This is a genomic window from Clostridioides sp. ES-S-0048-02, from assembly GCF_020658495.1.
Taxonomy (GTDB): domain Bacteria; phylum Bacillota; class Clostridia; order Peptostreptococcales; family Peptostreptococcaceae; genus Clostridioides.
This window is the reverse complement of record NZ_JACVWH010000001.1, coordinates 111,608-134,061: the sequence shown is the minus strand read 5'-3', so window position 1 is coordinate 134,061 and position 22,454 is coordinate 111,608. Positions and strand designations below refer to the sequence as shown.

Here is a 22,454-nt window from a genome sequence, read left to right as displayed (position 1 = left end):
TCCCCTAAATTAGACATTTATTCTAATTTAGGGGACTTTTAATTTAGTTAATATAAATTTATAAGGTCAAAAACAAGTGCTTGTTTTTTAATGTTATTTTTAATATTTGTCATTTATTTATACATATTTTTTTAGTACAATTGTAGCATTATGCCCACCAAAACCTAAAGAATTTGATAGTGCATATCTAATATCTTTTTCTTTACCTTTATTTGGAACATAATCTAAATCTAAATCTTCGCCAACTTCTTGTATATTTATAGTTGGAGGTACAAAATTATCTTCTATACTCATTGCACAAACAACTGCTTCTATTGCGCCTGATGCTCCTAATAAATGACCAGTCATAGATTTTGTCGATGATACACATAAATTATATGCATTTTCTCCAAATACAGTTTTTATAGCCATAGTTTCATATAGGTCATTATAATAAGTTGAAGTTCCATGAGCATTTATATAATCTACTTCTTCTAGTGGAACATTTCCATCTTTTAAAGCCATATTCATAGACCTAGCTGCTCCTTCTCCATTTTCAGCTGGAGTTGTCATATGATATGCATCAGCAGTTAAACCATATCCTACTACTTCTGCATATATTTTTGCACCCCTTGCTAAAGCATGTTCTAAGTCTTCTAATATAACAATACCTGCTCCTTCTCCCATTACAAATCCATCTCTGTCCTTGTCAAATGGGCGTGATGCAGTTTTAGGGTCATCATTTCTAGTTGACATAGCCTTCATATTACAGAATCCAGCAAATGCAAGTCCTGTTACAGCAGCTTCAGAGCCTCCTGCTACCATAATATCTGCATCTCCTCTTTGTATAACCTTAAAGGCATCACCTATTGAATGAGTTCCTGATGCACAAGCTGTACATACATTAGTATTAGGTCCTTTTGCTCCTAAAAATATTGAAACTTGACCTGCTGCCATGTTTCCTATCATCATAGGTACAAATAGTGAACTTACTCTTTTGTTTCCTTTTTCTAAAAGAATTTTATGTTGAGTTTCTATTGCTTCAACCCCACCTATACCAGAGCCTATTATAACTCCAACACGTTCTCTATCAACTTTATCTAAATCAAGATTTGCATCTTCAACTGCTAATTTTGCAGAAACTATTGCAAATTGAGCAAATTTATCTAATCTCTTTAATTCTTTTTTGCTTATATATTCCTCTGGATGAAAATTCTTAACTTCTCCTGCTATTTGAGTTTGATATGTGCTAGCATCAAAATTAGTTATTTTATCTATACCAGATACTCCAGATTTTATATTGTTCCAGAACTCTTCTTTTCCTGTTCCCAATGGTGTAACACATCCAAGTCCCGTTATTACTACTCTTTTATTCATCTGATACCTCCACTTTTTTAAAGCTCGACTATTTGTTAGCTTCTATATAGTTAACTATGTCCCCTATAGATTTGAAGTTTTCTGCTTCTGTATCTGGTATTTCTATACCAAATTCATCTTCAAGTGCCATTATTATTTCTACTGCATCTAATGAATCTGCTTCTAAATCTTTCATTAATGATGTTTCCATAGTTATTTCTTTATCTTCTACTCCTAATTGTTCTATTATTATTTCTACAACTTTATTAAACATTGTGTTCCTCCTAAGATTTTTTATTTTAATTTTTATTTTAAATAGATTTCTCTACTTTTTAAAGTATTATTTTTTATTATTGCATTACCATTCCACCATCTACATTTAACACTTGTCCTGTTATATAACTTGACATATCACTAACTAAAAATGCTACAGCATTGGCTACATCTTCTGGTTTACCATAAGATTTTTTTGGTATATTTGATAGTGTTGATTCTTTTACCTCATCACTTAGTACTTTAGTCATATCTGTTTCTATAAATCCTGGTGCCACTGCATTTATATTTATATTTCTTGATGCTAATTCTCTTGCAGAAGATTTTGTAAATCCAATCACGCCAGCTTTTGATGCACAGTAATTAGTTTGACCTGCATTTCCCATGATTCCAACTACTGAAGTCATATTTATTATTCTACCATATTTCTTTTTCATCATAGGTTTAATAACTGCTTTTGTACAATTAAATACACCTTTTAAATTTATATCTATAACTCTATCAAAATCTTCTTCTTTCATTCTCATAAGTAATGCATCTTTAGTTATACCTGCATTATTAACTAATATATCAATTTTTCCAAACTCTTTTATAATAGAGTCCATCATTTGATTTACTTCATCAGATTTAGATACATCACATTTTATAGAAGTACATTTTACACCCATACCTTCTATTTCACTTTTAGTTTTTAGGGCTTCATCCTCTTTAGAAGTATAATTGATTACTATATCAGCTCCAAGAGATGCTAGTTTCTTTGCTATTTCTCTCCCTATACCTCTAGAGCCACCAGTAACAATTGCTACTTGTCCTGTAAGATTTATCATTATATCTCTCCATTTCCATAATCTTGTACAAATTCATTTAAAGAATCTATACCATCTATATTGTAAATATTCACACTTGCTTTTTTATTAGAGGCTATCTTCTTAATAAATGCTTTTAAAGTTTTTCCTGGTCCCATTTCTATAAAAGTATCATACCCATCATTTAATAATCTTTCTATAGAATCTTCCCAAAGTACAGAAGAACTTACTTGTTTTATAAGCAAGTCTTTACCTTCATTTTCATAGTAATCTGCATTTACATTTGCTACTACATCAACTTTAGGCTTAGTCATATTAACTTTGTCTAATTCACTAGCTAGTTTTACTCCAGCTTCTCTTAACATTGATGAGTGGAAAGGCCCACTTACATTTAATTTAACAGCTCTTTTTGCTCCTGCCTCTTTACATTTTACCATTGCTTCTTCTATCTTTTCATTTTCACCAGATATAACTATCTGACCAGGAGAATTGTAATTTGCTACTTCTACAATCCCTCCTTGTATGTCTTTTACAACACTTCTTAATATTTCTCTATCTAAACCTAAAATCGCTGCCATAGCTCCAACCCCTGTTGGGACTGTTTCCTGCATAAATTTACCTCTTTTTTTAACTAGGCATACAGCATCTTTAAAATCAATTGCATCTGCTGCAACTAATGCACTATATTCTCCTAAAGATAAACCTAAACATGCATCATATTTTAAATCTATTTTTGATTGTATCGCTTTTAGTACAGCTACACTATGTGTAACCATAGCTGGTTGAGTATTTTCAGTTTTAGAAAGTTCTTCTTCACCACCCTCAAACATAAGCTTTTTTAAATCTATATTTAAGGCACTACAAGCCTCGTCTATCACATTTTTGGCAACCTCGTTATTTTCATATAAATCCTTAGCCATCCCTACATACTGGGCTCCTTGACCAGGAAATACTAGTGCAACTTTTCCCATCATGCTCCTCCTGATTTACAGTTCTATGCCTGGCATAATCTCTTTTGCTTGATTTACCATAGTTTCTATAATTTCTTTACAAGGTGTTATTTTTTTTACCATAGCAGCACTTTGACCTGCCATAAATGAACCTTTTTCTATATCTCCATCTACTGTTGCAAATCTTAAAGCACCTGTACCTTTTTGGTCTAATTCTTCAGGAGTAGCTCCATTTTGTTCCATCTTTAAGAATTCTTTTGATAATTTATTTTTTAATGTTCTTACTGGATGACCTGTGCTTCTTCCTGTAACAATTGCATCTCTATCTTTTGCTTTTAACACTAATTCTTTGTAGTTTAAATGTACAGAACACTCTTCACTACAAATAAATCTAGTTCCTACTTGAACTGCATTCGCACCCAGTGCAAATGAAGCAACAATACCTCTACCATCTACAATACCTCCTGCTGCTATTACAGGTATATTAACAGCATCAGCAACTTGTGGAACTAAAACCATAGTAGTAAGTTCTCCTATGTGTCCTCCACCTTCTGTCCCTTCAGCTATTACTGCTGTAGCTCCTAACTTTTCCATTCTTTGCGCTAAAGCTATTGTTGGTACTACAGGTATAACTTTTGTTCCAGCTTCTTTTAATCTGTCCATATACTTTGCAGGATTTCCAGCACCAGTAGTAATAACTTGAACCTTCTCTTCTATAATTAAATCTATTATATCATCTACAAATGGTGACATAAGCATTACATTTACACCAAAAGGTTTATCTGTTAATTCTTTACATTTAACAATTTCTTCCTTTATAGCTTCTTTTGGTGCATTTCCTGCTGCTATTATTCCAAGTCCACCTGCATTAGATACAGCACTTGCTAATGATGCAGTAGCTACCCATGCCATTCCCCCTTGGATAACTGGGTATTTTATATTTAACAGTTTGCAAATTTTATTCATATCATTCTCCTTCACTTAAAATCAAAAGTAAACTTTTTATTGTAAATTAACTTTAATTTTTAGATAAAGCTAATTTTGTTAATTAAAGAATTTTAGATGTTTTGTACTATAAAGTCCACTTAACAACTGAAGCTCCCCAAGTTAAACCTCCACCAAAGCCAACTAAAACTACATTATCACCTTTTTTGATTTTTCCTTCTTTATATGCTTCATCTAGCGCAACAGGTATAGATGCAGCAGACATATTTCCATACTTATTTATATTTACATAAACCTTATTCATATCAAGCCCTAATCTCTTAGAAGAAGCTTGTATTATTCTTATATTAGCTTGATGTGGTATTAGATAGTCTATATCAGTTGTATTTAAATTTGCTTTTTCAAGAGCTGTTAAAGATGTTTCTGCCATCTTTCTAACTGCAAACTTAAATACATCGCTACCTGCCATCTCTATTGTATGTAGATTAGCTTCTACAGTATCTTTACTTGCTCTAAGTCTTGAACCTCCAGCAGGTATCTTTAAACAATCTTTTCCCCTACCATCAGAACCCATATGTGTAGATAGGATTCCGCCTTCACTTACAGGTCCAATAACAGCTGCTCCAGCACCATCTCCAAATAATACTGCTGTTGACCTATCATTGTAGTTTAGAAACTTTGAGCAAGTTTCTGCTCCTATTACAAGTACATTTTTATAACAACCAGTTTCCACAAATTGCTTTGCAATAGTTACTCCATATACAAATCCAGAACAAGCTGCTGATATATCAAATGCAGTAGCATTCACTGCTCCTATTGCTTCTTGTACTATACATGCAGTTGAAGGCAAAGACATATCAGGAGTAATTGTTGCCAAAATAATCAACTCTATGTCCTCTACATTTAACTTTGCACACTCTATAGCTTTTAAAGCAGCCTTAGATGCTAGGTCAGAAGTTGCTTCATTATCTTCTACAAATCTTCTTTCCTTAATACCAGTTCTAGTGCTTATCCACTCATCTGATGTATCCATTATTTTTTCGAAGTGAAAATTATCATATGATTTCTCAGGTAGATAACTTCCCACACCTAATATTCCAGCCTTTGTATTCATTATATATTAAACCTCCAAAACGAGTTTATTCATCTTCGTTATTTTTATTTTCTTCATTATATTTACTTATAAATTGATTGATATCCTCAACAACTTTTCCTTTTGTAAATTTTATACCTTGATTTATAGCATTTTTTATAGCTTTAGCATCAGAGCTACCATGAGCCTTTATAACTCCTCCATTTAATCCTAGAAGTGGAGCTCCACCATACTCAGAATAATCTATAAAACTCTTTAATTTTTTTAAATCATCTTTTATAAGTAATGCTCCTATTTTGCTTTTTGTACTAGCCATAAAAGTTTCCTTTATAAGACTCATAACTGAAAGGGCTACCCCTTCAGCAGATTTAAGTAATATATTACCTGTAAATCCATCACAAATAATTATATCTGTATATGCATTTATAACCTCTCTAGCTTCTACATTCCCTATAAAATTTAAATCTAATTTTTTAATTTCCTCATATGATTTTTTAACTAAATCATTGCCTTTACCTTCTTCTAGTCCAACATTTGCTAGTGCCACTTTAGGATTTTCAAGTCCCAACACTTTTCTTGAGTAAATATTACTCATAGCTGCAAATTCAACTAGATTCTTAGATTTACAATCTGCATTCGCACCACAGTCTGCTATAAGTGTCATTCCTCGCTTTACATTTGGTATTGCTGAGCATAAGCAAGGTCTATCAATTCCTTTTATTCTACCGACTACAAATAATCCACCAGCAAGTAAAGCTCCTGTGTTTCCAGCTGATATTATAGAATCTGCCTTACCTTCTTTTACGAGGTTTAATGCTACTACCATAGATGAATCTTTTTTGCTTCTTATAGCCTTAACTGGTTTATCTTCATTTTCTATAATCTCAGTAGTATGAACTATTTCTAGTTTATTTTTATCAAATTCATAATTTGAAAATTCCTTTTCTAATAAATCTTTATCTCCTGTGATTATTAAATCTACTTGATATTCTTTTATAGCATTTACTGCGCCTTCTACATTAGATTTTGGTGCATTATCTCCACCCATTCCATCTATTACTATTTTCATGATTTTCCTCCTAATCTAACTCTTCAAAGATAAACTTCCCTCTAAATATTTGCTCTTGGGCTTTATTGTTGATAACAACTTTTACATAATGCTTTTTGTCTATATTTCTATACACTTCTGCTTTTGCTATAAGTCTGTCTTGTTGTTCTATCAACTTAAAACATTTTACATTTGCAACTCTCATAATAACTTTAGGTGCATCTATTATAGCCATTGCTAATGAATCTGCTAGAGAAAATATATACGTATCTTTCAAAGTATTAGTTTTAGAGTAAATCATGTCCTCTGTAACTTCTAACATAGATATACCTAATTGCCCTACAGATAAATCAATGATTTCGCCTGTAATTTCCTTTACTCCTAAAGTCTTTACTTTTGAACTCTGAGTTTCTGCTATTGATTTGACTCTTTCTCTTAGCTCTGGTATGTTTAGACTCATTCTATCTAATCTTATTGTCTGTATACTAACATTAAACAAACTTGATAATTCTTCATCAGTATAAAAAGGATCAGTCTTTAGCATATCTATAAGCTCTTGTTGTCTTTGGGCTTTACTCTTCTTTTTCATGTTCCCTCCAAATTTTATAGCTGTAATTAGTACCAGCTACTAATAGTAGTATATAGTAACACACAAAAATTTTCAATACTTATATTATTATTTTTCTAATTTTTAATATGCATAAAATCCATTTATTTCTCTAGTAAATCATCTTTTTTATATGTACAAAAAAAACATGTAGAGTACACTCTACATGTTTTTTAGAAGCTATTACTTAGATACAACTTCTTTACCTTTATAATATCCACAGTCTGGACACACTCTATGTGGTAATTTTGGCTCATGACATTGTGGGCAACTTACAAATCCTGTTGCTTCCATCTTTGAGTTAGCTGCTCTTCTCATTTTTGTGTTTGATTTAGACGTTTTACGCTTTGGTACTGCCATTTACGCCACCTCCTTAGTCAAAATTTAATTAAATAAATCTTTTAATTTAGCAAAACGAGGATCTATGTATTCCTCATCGTTTGTAATTTCACTGCAAGAACATTCTTCTTTATTTAAGTTTGCTCCGCATCCTTGACAAAGACCTTTACAGTTTTCACTACAAAGAACTTTATGAGGCACATTAAAATCTAATGTCTGTTCTATTATATCAATAAGGTCGATTTCTTCACCATCGAATATAAAAGGATCAAACTCCTCAAATTCATCTTCATCATAATCTTCTTCTTTTACTAAAAAACCTTGTATAGAATACTCTAATGGTATTTCTACTTCTTTAAGACATCTTGAACAATTGTCAACAATTGTAAAATTAACATCTATATCTAGATACAAACCTTTATTAGTCTTTGATACTTTACCTTTTAAATTTACAGGTGATACTAATTTGTAAATCTCATCACAATAACTAATAGTATCAATTTTTTCACAAAAATTCAAGTCTATTTTGTCAGTTTCTTTTCTATTTATTTTTTCTATGCTAACTTTCATTAAGTTCACCTCAACATATCACCAAATTTATTATACAAATCTAGCATTTGTTTGTCAAGTATTTTTACTTGATAGGCATAAGTTTAATTAAATTATTTTACTAATCTTAATGTATCTCTAGCTATCATTAATTCTTCGTTAGTTGGTATTAAAAGCATTTTTACTTTAGAGTCATCAGTAGATATTACTGTTTCTTTTCCTCTAACATCATTAGCTTCCTTATCTAGTTTCATTCCTAAGAACTCCATATTAGAAGCTATGTCTGCTCTTATAGCCTTTCCATTTTCACCTACACCAGCAGTAAATACTACAACATCTAATCCATTCATTTCAGCAGCATAAGCACCTATATACTTTTGTACTTTTTTAACATAAGCTTCTAATGTTGCTTGAGCTCTTTCATCTCCATTTTTAGCTGCATCTTCTATATCTCTGAAATCACTAGAAATTCCAGTCATTCCATATACTCCAGATTCCTTGTTCATTAATTTATCTAATCCATCAGCATCTAAACCTTCTTTTCTCATTAAGAAAGGTAGTATAGCAGGGTCTATATCTCCACATCTAGTTCCCATTATTAATCCTTCTAATGGAGTGAATCCCATAGATGTATCTATACATCTTCCACCATCAACAGCAGCTATAGAAGCACCATTTCCTAAGTGACAAGTTACTATTTTTAAGTCTTTTATATCTTTTCCTAACATCTCTGCTGCTTTTTGAGATACATAGTTATGAGAAGTTCCATGGAACCCATATCTTCTTACTCCATATTTAGTATATAATTCATGAGGTAAACCATATAAGTATGAAGATTTAGGCATTGTTTGATGGAAAGCAGTATCAAATACTCCTACCATTGGTACACCTGGAAGTATAGCTTTACAAGCATCAATTCCCATTATGTTTGCTGGATTATGAAGTGGAGCTAAATCTATACATTCTTTTAAAGCTTCTTCTACTTCTGGAGTTATTACTACTGAAGTTGCAAATTTTTCTCCAGCATGAACAACTCTATGCCCTACTGCATCTATTTCTTTCATTTCTTTAACTGCACCAAATTCTGGATGAGCAACAGCTTCTAATACTAATGCTATTGCATCTTTATGGTCTTTCATTGGTTGTTCAACAATGTATTTATCATCTCTTCCTGCTTTTTCATGTTTAAGTATAGAACCTTCGATTCCTATTCTTTCAACTAATCCTATACATAAAACTTCTTCATTACTCATATCTATTAATTGATATTTTAATGAAGAACTCCCACAGTTTAATACTAATATTTTCATTATTATTTCCTCCTTAGATTTTTATAAATGATATGTAATCAATTTTGATTCATAATAAATGTCTAAAAACTTATATTTTATTATTTTGTCATAGATATATTATTGTATACATTAAACGATTTTCATAAATAATATATCACCTTTTAATATAAAAGTATATACTTTTTTTTATATTATATCATATTTCTACTACAGCAAATTGTGTGTTTTAATAACAATTTATTAACAAATTAACTTAATGTAGATTATTCTTTCCCATTTGCTATAATAATATAATATAAAGGCTTAATAAAGTTATTTTAATAACACTTAACTGATTTCTTGTTATGTAGTATTTCTACATTTTAACAAATTTTTTTATGTTTTTTAGCTAGGTAATTAAAAATTTAAATTTTATACATATTATAATAAATTACAATATAGATAAAATAAACAAAGGAAAAAGGAGCATTTTATGAATATACTTGGATTAATAGTTGAATATAACCCATTTCATAATGGACATATCTATCATTTATCTAAATCTATAGAAAAAACAAATGCAACACATACAGTGGCAATCATGAGTGGAAACTTTCTTCAAAGAGGTGAGCCCGCTTTATTTGATAAATATACTAGAGCAAAAATTGCTGTCGAAAATGGTGTAGACTTAGTTATAGAATTACCAACTATGTTTGCTTGCCAAAGTGCCGAAATTTTTTCTCATGGTGCCATAACAATTTTAAATTCTCTAAACTGCATAAGTTCTGTATGTTTTGGTAGTGAAGAGGGAAACACAGATATTCTTTATAGTATTGCAGAGATTTTAGCAAATGAGCCAAACGAATTTAAATTACTTTTAAAAAAATATTTAGATGATGGTATGTTATTTCCAGTGGCTAGAGCTAATTCACTTTTTGATTATATACACCAATATGAAAACAGCGACTTATCTCAAAAAACTACAAAAGAACAATTATTAAAAATATTAAATTCATCAAATAATATACTTGGTATAGAATATATAAAAAATCTTATCAATTTAAACAGCAATATAAAGCCATTTACTATTTCCAGAGTTCAGTCAGAGTACAACTCTAAAGAAATTGATAATAGTATTTGCTCTGCTACTGCTATAAGAACTTCACTTAAGGAAAATTGTAATATCTCTCAGTTAAAAAAAGTTATTCCAGAAAAAACTTATAGTATATTAAACGAAAAAATAGATAATAAATTTTTTCCTATGTTTGATGAATTATTTTTTGATACTTTAAAGACAATCATACTTAGGGACATATCCAATTTAAAGGATTATTTTGAAGTAAATGAAGGTATAGAAAATAAAATTTACAAAGATATTTTTACATCTAATTCTTTATACGAATTACAATTATCAATTAAATCTAAGAGATATACTTTAACTAAAATCAAGAGAACTTTAAATAATATATTGTTAGGCATAAAAAAAAGCGATATTCACCTTGTAAAAGATATAGATATTGTTCCTTATATAAGAATACTTGCTTTTAATGACAAAGGTAGAGAAGTTCTAAAAGAGATAAAAAATAAATCTAACATAGACATAATAAATAAATTTTCAAATATATCATTTTCATTAGATGATGCTATTTTTAAAACACTTATAAGTTATGATATAAAATCTACAAATATATACAACTCAGTATATTATAGAAATAATCAAGGTTTAGTAAAAGGTCCTATGGACTTTTACACTCGTCCAATATATGTAAAATAAGTTTTTTAAATAACCTTATCAATTTTAAATAACCTCATTAAATTAATAAGATGTATTTATAATTACAAATATTTTTTATAGATAAAATACGCTTCACATGTGTATTCATATTTTTAGGATGGTAACACCAACTTAACTTAAATAATATTTCATATTTCTAAAGTTAAATAAACATTGCCATCCTAAAATCTTTATAAATAATATTAATATTTACAAATACTATTAACATTAAAAAGTAAATTTAAGTTATTAAATTTAAACCTGTTTTTTATAACTTTTATGTTTAAAAATAACATTTATATATTTAATATATTTTTCCTGGATTTAAAATATTTTTAGGGTCAAAAGCTATTTTTATATTTTTAATTAACATCATATAGGCATCTGATTTTGATTCATGTAAATACTCTTTTTTTGCATATCCTATACCATGTTCACCTGAGACTTGACCATTAAGTTCTCTAGATTTTTTATACATACAGTCAAAAGCTTCTTTTAATCTTACTTTCCAGGTATGTTCATCCATACTATCTTTTAATATATATATGTGTAGATTTCCATCACCTGCATGACCAAAACTTTTTATTCTTATTTTTAACTCATCTTGAAGCTCATGAGTATATCTTATAAACTCTGCTACCTTGTCTCTTGGTACAACGACATCACATTCATCCATTTCTGTTGTAGATGCCTTTATAGCTTCTAAGAAAGCGCCTCTGGCTGACCATATAGAATCATTTCTTTCTTGCGTATCTGATATAAATACATCTAATGCTCCATTTTCTAAACACAGATTAGCAACTTTTTCATATTCTTTTTCAATTTCTTCAATACTATTTCCATCAAACGTAAGTAGAAGATAAGCATCTGATGTATTATCTGGAAACTTTTTACCTAAAAATTCTTCCGCAGCCAATATTACATCTCTCTCCATAAATTCTATGGCTGTTGGTATTGATTTCGATTTTATTATTTTAGGAACAGTCTCTATTGCCATTGATAAATTAGGAAAAGGTATAAGTAAACTTACACTTTTCTTTGGTAAAGGAAGCAATTTTAATATCGCTTTTGTAACTATTCCTAAAGTTCCTTCTGAACCTATTAATAAATCTTTTATACTATATCCAGAACTATTTTTAACTACTTTTCCCCCTATATTTATAACTTCTCCATTTGGTAATACTACTTCAAGACCTCTAACATAATCTCTTGTAACACCATATTTTACTGCTCTCATTCCACCTGCATTAGTATTTATATTACCTGCTATTGTAGCACTCTTCTCACCTGGGTCAGGTGGATAAAATAAGTCTCTCTCTTGAACATATTGACCTATTGTCATAAGCAAAACTCCTGGTTCTACTGTCAATGTTAGATTTTCATAATCAACCTCAAGTATTTTATTCATTTTACATAGATTAATCATTATTCCACCATTTATGGCAACAGCAGCTCCTACAAGACCAGTTCCTTGTCCTCTTGGCGTAACTGGTATATTGTTTTCATATGCATATTTCATTATTTTAGATACTAGCTTGGTTTCAATCACATTTACTAAAACCTCAGGATATTTTTCTATTCCTCCAAGTTCATCATGTGAAAAATCTTCATTTATATCACTTCCAACTACTACATTTTCATCTCCACAAATATCTATTAAAAAATCTATATCTTTTTTATCAATTAATTTATACATCTCTATCCCCCTATTCAGCTGCTGATGCCACATATATTTGCTTATCATTTTTTTTATTTTCTATTTTTTTTATCAATTTAGGAATAATATCATAAATATCTCCTATTAAAGCTAAGTGTGCTACATCAAGTATAGGTGCCTTATCATCTTTATTTATAGCTACTATATAATCAGCTCCTTGCATTCCTGCAACAAATTGAACAGCTCCAGATACACCACAAGTTATTATTAATTTAGGCTTTACAGTTCTACCACTAAGACCTATTTGTTTTTTAGCATCTATCCAACCCGCTTCTATAATTGGTCTTGTTCCTGCTACTTGAGCATTTAACTTGTCAGCTAATTTATATATCATATCCATATCTTCCTGTTTCTTTATTGCTCTACTTGCAACTACTATTACTTCTGCTTCTTCAAGACCAACTTCTTTATTTTTTTCTTTTACACTTAGTACTTTAATCTTAGATTTTAATTCTTTTTTTTCTATTTCACATAAAGTTATTTTTCCTGTAGCATTTTCTACCTTTTCTGGAGCTGAAAATATTTTATATCTTACAGTGGCAAATTGAGGTCTATTATTGGTTGTATTTATGTGAGCCATTATATTTCCACCAAATGCTGGTCTTATCTGGTCTAAATCAGTGTTTGATTGCACATCAAGTATTGTACAATCTGCTGTAAGCCCTGTTTTAAATCTAGCAGCAAGCCTTGGAGCTAATGACCTACCTAATGTAGTTCCACCAACCAACATTATTGTTGGTTTTATTTTATTTATAAAGTTTTCTATTGCCTTTGCATATGGTTCTATCCTAAATTCTTTAAATTCATCTTCATCGTATACAAATACTTCATCAATACCATAGGAGATAAGATTCTTACATTTATCTTTTATATCTTTTCCTACAAATACACAATATACAGGTTGCTTTATTTTTGATGCCATTTTGCGAGCTTTTCCTATAAGTTCATATGTTACAGGATGTATATTTCCATTATGATGTTCTACATATACTGCCACTCCCTTCCATTCATCCTTATTTATTTTTGCTTTATTACTTTCTATAAATTCAAATGCACCTTTGGGTCCACTTTTGACACACAATTTGCACATCTTACAGCCAGCACTTATTTCTACCTTACCTGATTTTTCTTCTATAGCACCAAAAGGGCAAATTTCTAGTACTCTTTTTAAATCAGTTATTTTATCTTGATTTACAACTATTTTTGACATTTCTTCTTCCCCCTTAGACTAATTTTAATTCCTCTAATTTATTTATAAGCACAGAACTTAACTCTTCTGGATTTCCTCTCATAATATTTTTATCTGTATTTGGCTTAGGAGGAAATATTCTTACAACTTGAGTAGGGGAACCATTTAATCCATAATTATCTTCGTCCTTATCTTCAAAATCATCTAAACTGTACACAGGTATTTTTCTTTCTTTAGTTTCTAACTTTAACTTAAATGAAGGCAATCTTGGTTGAAAAATATCTTTTTCTACTGTTATCAAACAAGGATACTCAATTTCACATACTTGTAAATCATTTGGCATATCTATTTCAACAACTATGCTTTTCTCTTTGATTTCAATTAATTTTGTAACATTAGTTACATGAGGTATATCTAAAAACTCGGCTACTTCAGGTCCAACCTGCGCTGTATCACCATCAGTAGTTTGTTTTCCACAAATTATTAAGTCTACTCTACCCATTTTTTTAATACCTTGCGATATAGTGTAAGAAGTTGCCAAGACATCTGCTCCTCCAAATCTTCTATCGCTTATTAAAGCTCCTTCATCTGCCCCCATCATAAAACTCTCTTCTATTACCTTCTTTGCTTGCGGAGGACCCATAGTAAGTACTTTTAAATTAGCTTTTATGTCGTTTTTTATTCTAAGTGCTGTTTCTAAAGCATATAAATCATAAGGATTCATTTTTGAATCTACTCCATCTCTTTTCAATACACCTGTGGATTCATCAACCTCTACTGTGGTTGTTCCAGGTACTTGTTTAATACATGTCAAAATTTCCATAAACTACACCCCTTTTTTATTTAACTATCACTGATACTCCATCAGGTATAACTGTAACTTTACTATCTTCACCGACTATATTAGTAGCCATCTCTAAAGCATCCTTAAAATTAAATGCATGTTTCATATGCATTTTATTTATCATTTCAGGACTACACTTATCTGTTACCATTATTACAGTATACTTAGATAGTATTCTTGCTAATATTTGAAATTCCCATTGGTCTGGAATTGTATCACATCTGTCAACACTTCTAATTTTTTCTAAAAGTTGTTTTGGAGAATCTGCATTTGCTACATTTTCATAAAAGGATTGACCTCCATGACCATCATTACATGCTGCAATCATTATTATTACTCCACCTTCTTTACAGGTAGCCTCTGCTGCTGTCATCCCCTTAACTGCTTGATAAATATTTTGGTCTAATGGGTATCCACCATTTGTACTCACTACAATATCTGACTTTATGGAATTTACTTTTGAGAGTTCTGTTACAAATTCACAACCTCGGGTATGTGCTTTTTCGACATCACCAGCAAATGATGCTATTACTTTTTTCTCTTTATCTATTACAACATTCAATATAAATGCTAGTTTGGCAACCTTAGCTGCATATACCATATCTTCATGAATAGGATTATTTTTTAATTTTCCAGTTCTCGAATTGTCACTATCTATAAAATCACTACAATGGTTATACATTATAGTCTTTGCAGAGGCTATTCCTGGAAGTACACTTTTTCTTCCTCCTGAGAAACCTGCAAAAAAGTGTGGTTCTATAAAACCTTCTGCGATTAAAAGTTCTGCATCATATGCAAGTTTATTTATATATAAATCCCCACCTGAAGGTAATACACCCACCTTGCACATAGCTTCATCATCAGTAGATATATGCATGATTATTTCTTCATTATCTACAATTTCTTCTCCCATCTTATAAACTAATTCTTCTCTTGTACTTGGCCTATGAAAACCAGTTGCTACTATAATCTTCACATCAATTTTAGGATTAGCTTTCCTAATTCTTCTTAAAAGAATTGGCATAGTTACTTTACTTGGAACAGGTCTTGTATGGTCACTTGTAATTATGACTACATTCTTTTTTCCTTTAACTAACTCTTCCAATGATAAAGAGCCTATTGGATTATTCATAGATTCTTCAACTATTTCTTCTTGTGTCTTATGTTCTACATAATTATCCGATTTTGATTCCAAGACACCAAGAAAACGTTTGTTAGGTATTTCTAAAATCATTCCTTGCTTTGAATAAGGTACTTTTAACTTTACCATCTTTAATCTCCCATTATAATAAACTATAAAATTGGTATGTGGTCATACCAGTTTTACATTTATATAATAGTACCATTATCTTCTATTTGCAAGAATAATTTATTTTATAACAAACTTTTAATTTTCATTTTTTCTGTAGTTTTTACTTATAAATCTCATATGCTCTTTCGCTTTTTCATGTGCAAGTTCAGTATTGTTTTCTATAACTGCCTTATATATAGCTTCATGTTGCTTAAGCAAGATAGTTTCATTTAAAGGTTCTGCAATTATCTTCTCTCTTGCATCCTCTATAAATCCATCAAACAATTTTGAGGCTGTTACAAAAAGACTTTGAATTAAATAATTTTTACTTATTGTAGCCAATTTGCTGTGAAATTTTTGATCTAATAAAACCAAAATTTGATTATTATCTTTTTTATTGGTTTCTATTCTCATTTCATCTATTATACTTTTTAATTCTATAGATTCAGAAGAAGTTATTCTGTTTGAAGCAAGTTTTGCAATCTCAATTTCTAAAATTATTCTAAGCTCTAGTATGTCTTCAAGTGTACCATTATTCAGTTTAAAAATCATAGATAAAGGTTCTATTAAAGTTTTTTCTATATTTGTGCATATAAAATTACCCTCACCTTGTCTACTTTCTATCACACCCATAGTTTCTAAAACCCTGATAGCTTCTCTAATAGAGGTTCTACTTACATTCATTTGTTCAGATAATTCTCTTTCAGATAGTAGTTTATCACCCTTTTTTAACTCTCCATTTAATATTTTATATTGAATTTGCTCAATTACTTGTTCATAAACTTTTTTACTAGCTATACTATTAAACATTTTTTCCTCCCATGTAGTAGTCGTTGTTATAATATATATCTATTATATATCTTAAGCCATTACATTCATATATTTTTGTTACTTTTAATATAATATCTTATAACTCAAATTTACAGGTGATATTATGAAAAAAAATAAAATTATTGGTTTTTTCGCTCCAGCTATCATAGTTGGGGTTCTAGTTTTAGGCATTATCTTATACCCAAATGAAGCTATAAAATCTGCAAGAGAGGGTTTTTCCATATGGTCTAATGTTCTAGTCCCATCGCTACTCCCTTTTATAATTGGTGCAAACCTAATTGTCGATTTAAAAATAGTAGATATTATAGGGTTTATTATTAATCCCATAACTAGACTTGTGTTTAATGTATCAGGAAAAAGTGCTTTAGCTTTTGCAATATCAGCAGTATCTGGTTATCCAGTGGGAGCAAGTCTAGCTTCTGAATTTAGAAGCAATAAACAGATTTCTAAGCATGAAGCCCAAAGACTGGTATCTTTTTGTTCTACATCAGGACCTTTATTTATAATAGGCTCAGTTGGTACAGGTATGTTTCAAAATTCAAATTTAGGTTACTTGATGATTTTATGCCATTACTTGGGAACTATATTGGTTGGTCTTTTTTTCAGAAATTATGGAAATGAAAATCTTCCAAAGACAAAATTAGATTTAAAAACAAACATAAAAAACATAATTAATATTAGAAGTTCTAGTGGTAATGGTTTTTTTGTTCTATTTGGAAATGCTGTCTTTAATGGAGTAAATACATTACTTACAGTTGGTGGATTTGTAATTGTTTTTTCGGTAGTATTTAAAATACTATCACTATTTAATGTAATTTCTTTAATAGCATCAGTTATATATTTACCACTTTCACTTTTAGGTGTCAATAAAGAACTCTGTCAAGCATTTGTAAGCGGTCTATTTGAAATCACAATTGGTTGTAATAAGGTATCTAGTATAACAAGTGCCCCAGAAATCCTAAAAGCATCTTTGGCTAGTTTTCTGATAGGATTTAGCGGATTGTCCATACTAGCTCAATGTTGTACATTTTTATCAAAAACAGATATAGACTTAAAATTATACATATTAAGTAAGTTTGCACATGGACTTTTAGCAGGTTTATTTATTTTTATACTTTATCCTATTGCAAACTCTACTGTATTAGTTTCTAGCTTTGCTGATACATATAATGTTATATATAATAACTTAATTTGGTTCTATTATCTTAGCTATTATGACACTATTCTTCAAATTGTAATAATAATCTACTTAATTTCAGCTTTATTTGTTGCTAAAAAACACATGAGAAATTTATCTACAAGTGGAAAATTAATTAGATATAAAAATACTTTTTTTATAAAAAACTTATTTCGAAAAAAATAAAATGTATAAAAATTAACTAAATGCTTCCATTTTCTAATTATATTTGTCATAATCTTAATAACCTTTTTAATTACTTTATCAGCATAGTTATTTCATCACAATTTTGATAAATTTTTATAACAATATTTTTCAAAAATTCTCCTTAATCACATATAGCACACTTATATAAAGTAATTGGTATATTTTTCCAATATATAATATTTCATTTATATTATATAATAAATACCGACCTAAACTTATCAAATCAAACTAAGAGGAGTGGTTGAAAATGGCAACAAGACCTATAGAAATAGACGAATATAAAAAGATAATGGAACTACTACATACGGGCTTTATTTATAGTGAAAATGGCGTTGAAAAAAGATTTAGAAAGAATCCTAAGGTTGCATTAGCACTAATGTTAGAAGCTAATTTAGGTCTAAGAATATCAGATATTTTAAGATTAAAAATAGGTAATTTTAAAGGTAATATGTTGGAAATAAATGAAAAAAAGACAGGTAAACTACAGTATAGACCTGTTAACAAAAATATAATTGAATCTATAAATGAACATGCAAGAAAGTATAATCTTAAATCAGATGACTACTTAGTAAATATAAAGACAAAAGCTATCCAGAAACAATTGAGAATAATTTGTAAATACTTAAATTTGTATAACATAAGCACACATAGCTTTAGAAAGCTCTATGCTACTACTCAATTTGAAAAGAGTAACAATAACTTAGAATTAGTTAAGGAACTCTTAAACCATAGCTCTGTAGCCACTACACAGCGATATATAAGGGTAACTCAGCAAGCTATTAACGAGGCGAGTGAAAATTTTTTTATTGAATAAGTAAAATGTTATAATCTATCTATTTTTCTATTATCTTATTAAGTCACCAGCTGTTAAAAAGGTGAAGAAAAACAAAATAAACTTTTTGTTTTTCTTCACCTTTAAATTTTTACAGTCATTACATAGATATTTTAATCTACTTTTAATAGTTTTTTAACTGACTTACTATATTCATTTCTCTTTACATCTTCTAAGAACCTATCAATTTCATGTTCTGATTTTGCATTTATAAAAATAGCAAATTCTTCTTCATCTATAATATTATAGCTATCTACATATTTATCTAAACATTTTAAAATTCCATCTTTATTATATTCACTAAATCTAACTACTGCACTACATTCATCTTCTATAAGCCCACTCAAATCCAATTTACCTTTTGAAAAAGACTTTATATTTGAACTTCTATTATCTATTATATCTATGATATCAGCATAAACAGCACTTCCTGTTGCACCTCTTCCAGCACCCTTACCTACAAAAGAAAGTTCTCCTACAGAATCTCCCACTATAATTACTACATTAAACTCATTATCTATTTTAGACAGCATATTATCATTATCCACCAATGCAGGTCTAACAAATCCACTTACTTCTCCCAATTCATATTTACTTCTAGCAACTAATTTTATCTTACAATTTAATTTCTTAGCATATTCTATATCCTTTTCATCTATTGAAGTTATTCCTTCTAATAACAAATCTTTCCAATACACTATTTTCCCATAAGATAAAGTAGATAATATAGATAGTTTTCTAGCACTATCATATCCTAATACATCTGCATCTGGATTAACTTCTGCAAATCCTAGCTCTTGTGCTTGTTTTAAAGCCACATCATATGGTAAATTTTCATCATACATCTTTGATAATATAAAGTTGCATGTTCCATTTAAAATAGCATTTATACTTTTTATACTATTACCTTCTAATGATTCTATTAATGGCTTTAAAACTGGAATACCACCTGCTACTGATGCTTCAAATTTAATGCTAACATCATTTAAGTTAGCCAGTTCTATAAGGTCACTACCTCTTTCAGCTAATAAATCTTTATTTGCTGTTACTACATGTATTTTTTTATTTAGAGCTCTTGTTACATAATCAAGAGCTGGATTTAGACCTCCAATTACTTCAACTAATATATCAACATCTTTGTTAAATATATCTTCTATATCTGTTGTTACCTTATCAAAATATCTCTTTGATTTATGCTTCTCTTTATTTTTAACTAAAATTCCAGCTATTTCTATTTCTCTTTTTAAAGTATTATTCTCTATTAAATCTATTAATCCACTTCCTACTGTTCCATACCCTAATATTCCTATCTTCACTGTTACATACCCCCATCACTTTTGATTGTATTAATTTATTTATATATATAAATATACCAATTAAAAAAGCTTGAGTATAAACTCAAGCCATATGACGGGTTTATACTCATCTTTCAGCGTAATTGCTGCAGGATTTAGCACCAATGTATATTAAAATATACTGGTTGCCGGGCTTCATAGGGCCAGTCCCTCTGCCTCTCTTGATAAGATTGCTAATTTAAATTTATTGTTAATAGTATAATACAATTTTTCCCAATTGTCACTATATTTTTTAACTTATTTCTTCTAAAATAATCTAATTAATTATCTAACTGCTCTTTTAGTTGGTTTACCTTTTTTTGTAACATTGTTATTTTTGACCTTAGCTTTTGCCTGTTCATGACCTGGAAAAAGTATCTTAGGCTCATCAATATTTCTCTTGTAAATAGTAAACTTAAAACCAATAGCTTGAACAAACTCTGCTCTTAAAGCTTCACATACTGCATTAGCAGTTTCTTTAGCATCAAGACCTGCATTTTCTAGTATAGTAACCTTTACTAGTTCTCTAACTCTTAGCATATCCTCTAATTGCTCTAAAAAGCTTTCTGTAACGCCTTCCTTACCAATTTGTGTAGTAGGCTTTAAAGTATTTGCTAAAGATCTTAAATATGCTCTTTGCTTTCCTTTTAACATATTATCACCTCTATAATTCTATATCAAAATTAATTGTAAAATTCAAATTCCAATTCGTAAATTCTAACTACATCCCCATCTTCAATTCCCATCTCTCTAAGCCTATCAAATACACCTTGACTTTCCATAGCTTTTTGGAAATATTGAAGTGATTCCATATCATCAAAATTTACAGAATACATTATTCTTCTAAGTGCCTTACCTGTAACTACATATACACCATCTTCAACATCTATGTTCAATCCTTCTTCTGTTCCAATATCAAGTTCTGGTCTATACATTTCTTCTTCTGAAACTAATTCCACATCTTCTACTTCTTTTAACATTTTAGAAACGTAGGCAATTACATCATCTATTCCTTGACGAGTTGCTGCAGACATCTTAAATACTGTATATCCTCTACCTTCTAATTCATCCTTAAATTTTTCAAATTGGCTTTCATCTTCCAATATATCAAATTTATTTGCAACTACAACCTGAGGTCTTGTTGAAAGCTTCTCATTATATAATTTAAGTTCATCATTTATTTTGTCAAAATCCTCAATTGGGTCTCTACCTTCCAGTCCAGATATATCTACAATATGTATCAATACCTTAGTTCTCTCAACATGTCTTAAGAATTCATGACCTAATCCTATACCTTCAGAAGCACCCTCTATAATTCCAGGTATATCAGCAAGTACAAAACTATCTCCAAACTTAGTTTGAACAACACCTAAATTTGGTGTCAATGTTGTAAAATGATAGTTTGCAATTTTGGGCTTAGCTTTGGTTACAACTGATAAAAATGTTGACTTACCTACATTTGGAAATCCTAAAAGACCTACATCTGCTATCATTTTAAGTTCAAGAGTTATCCATCTTTCTTCTCCATCTGTACCAGACTTTGCAAAAGCTGGAGCTTGTCTTACTGCATTTGCAAAGTGTTGATTACCTTTACCACCTATACCACCTTTTGCAACTACTGCTGTATCTCCTTCTTTCTTTAAATCTGCTAGTACAAGACCTGTAGCTTCATCTCTTATTACTGTACCTGCTGGTACTTTTAATATTAAGCTTTCTCCATTTTTACCAGCCCTTTTACCTTTGCTACCGTCGCCACCGTGTTGAGCTTGATATTTTTTCTGGTATTTAAAGTCCATTAATGTTCTAAGACCTAAATCAACTTCAAATATGATGCTCGCTCCACGACCACCATCTCCACCATCTGGCCCACCAGCTGGAACATATTTTTCTTTTCTAAATGCTACCGAACCATTTCCACCATTTCCAGCTTTTACAAATATTCTCGCTTTATCTATAAACAAATTCTTCACCTACTTAATTAAAAACTTTTAATTAGCTTTACCAAAAATACTATTATAAATTCATCAGTATTATAAGAAAAA

General features: G+C 29.9%; 22 protein-coding genes and 1 riboswitch. Of the genes, 3 read left to right on the top strand and 19 right to left on the bottom strand.

Features of this window, described 5'->3' with window-relative positions; translation table 11 throughout:
• Positions 1 to 117: 117 nt before the first annotated feature.
• The 11 genes from fabF to IC173_RS00580 form a co-directional block, all read right to left on the bottom strand.
• On the bottom strand, positions 118 to 1,356 hold the full coding sequence (gene fabF / locus IC173_RS00630) for a beta-ketoacyl-ACP synthase II (protein ID WP_227434107.1): 1,239 nt from the start codon (positions 1,354 to 1,356) through the stop codon (positions 118 to 120).
• A gap of 28 nt (positions 1,357 to 1,384) precedes the next feature.
• On the bottom strand, positions 1,385 to 1,609 hold the full coding sequence (acpP, locus tag IC173_RS00625) for an acyl carrier protein (protein ID WP_227434106.1): 225 nt from the start codon (positions 1,607 to 1,609) through the stop codon (positions 1,385 to 1,387).
• A gap of 76 nt (positions 1,610 to 1,685) precedes the next feature.
• Positions 1,686 to 2,435 (bottom strand): 3-oxoacyl-[acyl-carrier-protein] reductase, encoded by a 750-nt coding sequence (gene fabG / locus IC173_RS00620; protein WP_227434105.1) that lies wholly within the window; start codon positions 2,433 to 2,435, stop codon positions 1,686 to 1,688.
• Positions 2,435 to 3,385 (bottom strand): ACP S-malonyltransferase, encoded by a 951-nt coding sequence (fabD, locus tag IC173_RS00615; protein WP_227836215.1) that lies wholly within the window; start codon positions 3,383 to 3,385, stop codon positions 2,435 to 2,437. The genes fabG and fabD overlap by 1 nt, the downstream gene beginning before the upstream one ends.
• Positions 3,386 to 3,400: 15 nt before the next feature.
• Positions 3,401 to 4,330 carry an enoyl-[acyl-carrier-protein] reductase FabK gene (gene fabK, locus IC173_RS00610; RefSeq protein WP_227434103.1) on the bottom strand — a complete coding sequence of 310 codons (930 nt, stop codon included), beginning with the start codon at positions 4,328 to 4,330 and terminating at the stop codon, positions 3,401 to 3,403.
• Positions 4,331 to 4,436: 106 nt separating this feature from the next.
• On the bottom strand, positions 4,437 to 5,423 hold the full coding sequence (locus tag IC173_RS00605) for a beta-ketoacyl-ACP synthase III (protein WP_227434102.1): 987 nt from the start codon (positions 5,421 to 5,423) through the stop codon (positions 4,437 to 4,439).
• Between the two features lie 25 nt (positions 5,424 to 5,448).
• A complete protein-coding gene (gene plsX, locus IC173_RS00600; RefSeq protein WP_227855017.1) occupies positions 5,449 to 6,471 on the bottom strand; it encodes a phosphate acyltransferase PlsX in 1,023 nt (340 codons plus the stop codon).
• Positions 6,472 to 6,481: 10 nt separating this feature from the next.
• Positions 6,482 to 7,039 (bottom strand): transcription factor FapR, encoded by a 558-nt coding sequence (fapR, locus tag IC173_RS00595; RefSeq protein ID WP_227434100.1) that lies wholly within the window; start codon positions 7,037 to 7,039, stop codon positions 6,482 to 6,484.
• Between the two features lie 201 nt (positions 7,040 to 7,240).
• Complete coding sequence (rpmF, locus tag IC173_RS00590) at positions 7,241 to 7,417, bottom strand: 50S ribosomal protein L32 (protein WP_003419113.1); 177 nt, start codon at positions 7,415 to 7,417, stop codon at positions 7,241 to 7,243.
• 24 nt (positions 7,418 to 7,441) lie between these two features.
• The gene (locus tag IC173_RS00585) at positions 7,442 to 7,966 is read right to left on the bottom strand and encodes a YceD family protein (protein ID WP_227434099.1); all 525 of its coding nucleotides are present in this window, start codon (positions 7,964 to 7,966) and stop codon (positions 7,442 to 7,444) included.
• Positions 7,967 to 8,058: 92 nt separating this feature from the next.
• Positions 8,059 to 9,255 (bottom strand): acetate/propionate family kinase, encoded by a 1,197-nt coding sequence (locus IC173_RS00580; RefSeq protein WP_227434098.1) that lies wholly within the window; start codon positions 9,253 to 9,255, stop codon positions 8,059 to 8,061.
• A gap of 454 nt (positions 9,256 to 9,709) precedes the next feature.
• On the opposite strand from IC173_RS00580, the gene IC173_RS00575 reads away from it, so the two are divergent.
• Positions 9,710 to 10,990, top strand: a complete 1,281-nt coding sequence (locus IC173_RS00575; RefSeq protein ID WP_227855016.1) for a nucleotidyltransferase — start codon at positions 9,710 to 9,712, stop codon at positions 10,988 to 10,990.
• Positions 10,991 to 11,294: 304 nt separating this feature from the next.
• On the opposite strand, the gene IC173_RS00570 is transcribed toward IC173_RS00575, so the two are convergent.
• The 5 genes from IC173_RS00570 to IC173_RS00550 form a co-directional block, all read right to left on the bottom strand.
• A complete protein-coding gene (locus IC173_RS00570; RefSeq protein ID WP_227855015.1) occupies positions 11,295 to 12,686 on the bottom strand; it encodes an FAD-binding oxidoreductase in 1,392 nt (463 codons plus the stop codon).
• A 10-nt stretch (positions 12,687 to 12,696) separates the two neighbouring features.
• Positions 12,697 to 13,917 carry an FAD-binding protein gene (locus IC173_RS00565; protein ID WP_227855014.1) on the bottom strand — a complete coding sequence of 407 codons (1,221 nt, stop codon included), beginning with the start codon at positions 13,915 to 13,917 and terminating at the stop codon, positions 12,697 to 12,699.
• 13 nt (positions 13,918 to 13,930) lie between these two features.
• A complete protein-coding gene (locus IC173_RS00560) occupies positions 13,931 to 14,719 on the bottom strand; it encodes an electron transfer flavoprotein subunit beta/FixA family protein (protein ID WP_227434094.1) in 789 nt (262 codons plus the stop codon).
• 16 nt (positions 14,720 to 14,735) lie between these two features.
• Positions 14,736 to 16,010, bottom strand: coding sequence for a nickel-dependent lactate racemase (larA, locus tag IC173_RS00555; RefSeq protein WP_227855013.1), 1,275 nt, complete (start codon positions 16,008 to 16,010; stop codon positions 14,736 to 14,738).
• Between the two features lie 117 nt (positions 16,011 to 16,127).
• A complete protein-coding gene (locus tag IC173_RS00550) occupies positions 16,128 to 16,841 on the bottom strand; it encodes a FadR/GntR family transcriptional regulator (RefSeq protein WP_227855012.1) in 714 nt (237 codons plus the stop codon).
• A gap of 124 nt (positions 16,842 to 16,965) precedes the next feature.
• Between IC173_RS00550 and IC173_RS00545 the strand changes: the two genes are divergently transcribed.
• A complete protein-coding gene (locus IC173_RS00545) occupies positions 16,966 to 18,225 on the top strand; it encodes a sporulation integral membrane protein YlbJ (protein WP_227855011.1) in 1,260 nt (419 codons plus the stop codon).
• A gap of 268 nt (positions 18,226 to 18,493) precedes the next feature.
• The gene (locus tag IC173_RS00540) at positions 18,494 to 19,060 is read left to right on the top strand and encodes a tyrosine-type recombinase/integrase (protein ID WP_227434090.1); all 567 of its coding nucleotides are present in this window, start codon (positions 18,494 to 18,496) and stop codon (positions 19,058 to 19,060) included.
• Positions 19,061 to 19,191: 131 nt separating this feature from the next.
• On the opposite strand, the gene IC173_RS00535 is transcribed toward IC173_RS00540, so the two are convergent.
• From IC173_RS00535 to obgE, 3 genes are all read right to left on the bottom strand, one after another.
• On the bottom strand, positions 19,192 to 20,394 hold the full coding sequence (locus IC173_RS00535; RefSeq protein WP_227855010.1) for a homoserine dehydrogenase: 1,203 nt from the start codon (positions 20,392 to 20,394) through the stop codon (positions 19,192 to 19,194).
• 103 nt (positions 20,395 to 20,497) lie between these two features.
• Positions 20,498 to 20,604: riboswitch (SAM riboswitch) on the bottom strand.
• 93 nt (positions 20,605 to 20,697) lie between these two features.
• Entirely contained in the window at positions 20,698 to 21,066 is a 369-nt protein-coding gene (locus tag IC173_RS00530) for a YhbY family RNA-binding protein (RefSeq protein ID WP_227434088.1), read from the bottom strand.
• Between the two features lie 29 nt (positions 21,067 to 21,095).
• Complete coding sequence (gene obgE / locus IC173_RS00525; RefSeq protein WP_227434087.1) at positions 21,096 to 22,373, bottom strand: GTPase ObgE; 1,278 nt, start codon at positions 22,371 to 22,373, stop codon at positions 21,096 to 21,098.
• Positions 22,374 to 22,454 lie beyond the last annotated feature (81 nt).